Here is a 3,709-nt window from a genome sequence, read left to right as displayed (position 1 = left end):
ATCCAGCCCCAGCAGCGCCAGGGAGGCGGCGATGGCGCACCACAACACCCGTGGCGTACGGCCCGAACCGGTCAGACGCCACGGACTATGTGCAGAAACGACGACGTTGCGGAGTTTGAGCATCACCCACACCCCCGCAAGGAAGCTTATCGCAATCATTTAGATTCGTACAGTGACGATTCGGCTAGGGTGGGTTGAACAAGGAGGGCTCCGTCACGGCGAATGTCGTGACGAAGCGGCTGTAGCGGGGTGCAGTCGCCGCGGGCTGCGGCGATGCTGGCGTCGCTGGCAGGCTGACGTCCTGCCTACGCTGTCGACGGTCGGCTGGTGGAGGTATGCACGCTGTGATCGCAGGTGACATGGCCCAGCCCTTCAACCATTTCAAGATCCCAGACTGATGCGCGCGACCTTCGCCACCGAGCACACCCCCGGCCGGGTCAACGAGGACGCGGTCGCCGTCGGCGACGGCTGGGCGTTCATCCTCGACGGCGCGACCGCCCGTGCCGGTGTGGCCTCCGGGTGCGTGCACGACGTCCGCTGGCTCGCCAGCACCCTCGCCGGGGAGCTCGCCCAACGGCTACTCGGCTCGCAGCAGACTCTCCCAGCTCTCCCAGACCTGCTTGCCGAGTCCATCCAGGCAACCTGCCGCCAGCACGGCCCCGACTGCGACCTGTCGAACCCCAACAGTCCCAGCTCTACCGCCGTCATCGCACGGTGGACATCCGAGAAGTTCGAATACCTCGTCCTTGCCGACTCGCCGCTGATCCTCGACCTCGGCAGAACCATCCGCCCGATCATCGACGACCGGATAGCGCACCTGCCGGACTACTCGGCAGACGGGGTGGCCCGTTCCCGGAACCAGCCGGGCGGGTTCTGGGTGGCTTCCACCAGCCCTGACGCCGCATATCAGGCCGTCACCGGTTCGGTGCCGGCTGACGAGGTCCACCGCGCAGCCCTGCTGTCGGACGGCGCGTCCCGGCTCGTCGAACAGTTCGGCGTGCTGGACTGGCTGGGCCTGGTGGATCTTCTGGACAAGCCGGGGCCTGCCGAGTTGATTCGCCGGACCCGCGCGGCGGAGCACGCCGAGGCACCCGAGATGGCTGCACGCCGCCAGGAGAAGCGCCACGATGACGCGACCGCCATCCTGCTCCGCAGGTAGCTCCGCAGGTAGAGGCGTGTTGATCCGGGCACGAGATCGCGACCCGGCCCGTTGGTCGATGTTCGTCCGCGGTTCCAGACCCGTCGCCGGCGGGGAGCCGGGGCCGGGGCGCCCTGGCAGGTGCGCGGCCGGGGTCAGGTTCGGTGGCGCGAACCCCGGCTCGCGCCCACCTGTCGGGTCGGCGTCGATCGCGGTGGGAGGCTGATCGGCCGCGCTACAACTCAGGACATGTCACGTGTGATAGCTGGTCTGCACGCGGTCCCGGTGCTTCTCATAGGTGGGGCCCTTTCGGTCTCCTTCATGCTCCCGGCGGACAAGCGATTCCTGCTTGCGCCGATGATCGCTGGCGTGGCGGCGGTCACGATGATTTCGATCCTCCTGCTCCTGCCGCGCCTGACCCGGTGGAGGCTCGAAGAGTTGCACGGCCGCGGGGGCGCCCCGCCGCCGCTACCCGGACGTTTCGGCTTCGGCGGCCGGGGTCGCGATTTCACCCCTCGGTTCGGCACCGTTCTCGGGGCCGAACCGAGGGGAAGCAGTGGCGGTTCCGACGACGGCGACGGCGGTTGGAGCCACGGCCACTACGGCCACCGCCACGGTGACCAGTACGGCCACAACCATCATGTTCACGGCGGTCATCACGATCATTGTCACTCGGGTTCGGACTCCTGGGGCGGCTCCGACAGCCACAGCAGCTCCGGTAGTTCGTCGAGCAGTAGCTACGACAGTTCCTCGTCCAGCAGCAGCTCGGACAGTTCGTCCAGCACCTCGAGCTGCTGACAGAAGGTTGTCGACGAACATGGCCTCAAAGATCTATCAAAGCCACGCGAGGCGCCCTCTTAGCGCTTGATCCACAATTCCTCGGCCTGTACTGAGGGTAGTCGGCGGGGTGTTACCTGTTCACGGACGCGGCGAGTTGTACGGGCGTGATCTGCTCAGCGAGCCCACCAAGCCCATGACAAATTTGACGGCATGACGAAAAGGCGGCACCAACACTGTTGGAACGGCGAGCGCCACGCAGCTCGCAGCATCCCCTGGGTCGGCGCAGCCGCCCTGTTCAAGCTTGGCCTCTCAGGGGTCGGGTATCTGCGGTGCGGTTATTGATTGCTGGGGAGTTGGCTGGCGACGCCGTCGAGGAAGAGGGTCATGCCGTGGGTGAAGACGTCGTCGGCGGAGGCGGCGGTGTAGAGATTCCCGGCCGTACGTAGCGCCGGGAAGTCGTCGGCGGGTAGTCCGTCGAGAAGTTGACGCAGGTCGGCTGCTCCGGCCACTCCGTTCGAGCCGCGACCGGCGGGGCTGCGTCGGATGTTGGTGGAACCGCCAACGAACTCGATCATCGTTATGGTCGTGTAGACCGCCTGTCTGTCGGTCAGTCCGGCCTCGCGGTACAGGGCGAGGGCGAATTCGACGAGGCGCAGCATGTTCGGCCCGGATCCGGATCCCGATTTGCTCCGCCCAGCCGACGGGGGCAGCGGCTGGCTGAGGATGACCCTGCGCATCTCGAGCATCAGCGCCTCGACGTCGGCGCGCCAGCCGCGGCCGGTGCGATCGAGCCGGATGTCGCCCATCACGTGGTCGGCGATGAGGGCGATCAGCTCGTCGCGGCTGGCGATGTGCCGGTAAAGCGAGGCGTTGCTGGTGCCGAGCCGTTCGGCGACCGAGCGCACGGTCAGCGCTTCCAGCCCTTCCTCGCGGAGGATCTCCAGGGCCGTCTCGACGATGCGTTCGGTGGACAGTCCGCCGGCTCGCGGCCTGCGGCGACGGTCGACCAGGGCGCGCTCCGTCCACCAGCGGGCGGATCCGGGCTCAGCGGGTACCGCCGTCTCCTCGGCCGGTGCGGCTCCGTCGTCGTGAGCAGGCGACCGGAGACCATCGGTCACCACGGGTGGTGAAGATGTCACAGGGCCCTCCAGTTCCGTCTTGACGGTATGCGAGCATCGCCCGCATACTCATCCACTGGCAAGCGACCGCCAGTCGCATAAGGAGTGGGTGTGCGRCCACGATTACAGCGCGGACCTACTTGTGTCTACCGACATGGGTCCCAACCGCCGGCCACGAGAGCGGCGGGGTACCGCGACCGACGTCGTCGCCGCACCCTGGCCGGTCGCATGACCAGGCCCACCCCCGCCACCACCCACCCGGCTGACCGGCAAACGTCACGCCTTCTCCCGACGCGCGCCATCTGGCCCGCGCTGTCGGCGTTCTCCGGACATCACCGGAAAGGCTTCTCCGCCCGGCCCGGCGAACAGGCAGGCGACCTTCAGCTTGATCTCAAGCAGCCCGCCGGGAAGATTCCGCGCCCAACCAGCTCGGTGGATTTCACCGGCGCCCCGGCCTGCAGGGCTCCTCACCGCCGCCCGCGGCGCGCCCACCAGCGCGCAGGGAATCCACCCAGGCGAAAAGGTGATCCGCCGATCCCCGCGTACACGATGTGGCCGGTGACCGCCACCGGCGATGAGGCGGGAGAGTGTTCATGACCGCGGTGATGCAGGGTGTACGGATCCTCGAGGTCGCTGAGCACACGTTCGTACCCGCTGCGTCCGCGTTGCTGTC

General features: G+C 67.6%; 3 protein-coding genes. 1 reads left to right on the top strand and 2 read right to left on the bottom strand.

Annotation, left to right across the window (positions count from 1 at the left end):
* The first annotated feature begins 397 nt into the window (after positions 1 to 397).
* Positions 398 to 1,159 carry a protein phosphatase 2C domain-containing protein gene (locus BBK14_RS09730; RefSeq protein ID WP_071061211.1) on the top strand — a complete coding sequence of 254 codons (762 nt, stop codon included), beginning with the start codon at positions 398 to 400 and terminating at the stop codon, positions 1,157 to 1,159.
* A 447-nt stretch (positions 1,160 to 1,606) separates the two neighbouring features.
* On the opposite strand, the gene BBK14_RS38800 is transcribed toward BBK14_RS09730, so the two are convergent.
* Positions 1,607 to 1,804, bottom strand: a complete 198-nt coding sequence (locus tag BBK14_RS38800) for a hypothetical protein (protein ID WP_071061209.1) — start codon at positions 1,802 to 1,804, stop codon at positions 1,607 to 1,609.
* Positions 1,805 to 2,253: 449 nt separating this feature from the next.
* A complete protein-coding gene (locus tag BBK14_RS09720) occupies positions 2,254 to 3,057 on the bottom strand; it encodes a TetR/AcrR family transcriptional regulator (protein ID WP_116430035.1) in 804 nt (267 codons plus the stop codon).
* Positions 3,058 to 3,709 lie beyond the last annotated feature (652 nt).

The sequence above is a fragment of the Parafrankia soli genome (genome assembly GCF_001854695.1).
Taxonomy (GTDB): Bacteria; Actinomycetota; Actinomycetes; order Frankiales; family Frankiaceae; genus Parafrankia; species Parafrankia soli.
This window is presented reverse-complemented; position numbering and strand designations above follow the sequence as displayed.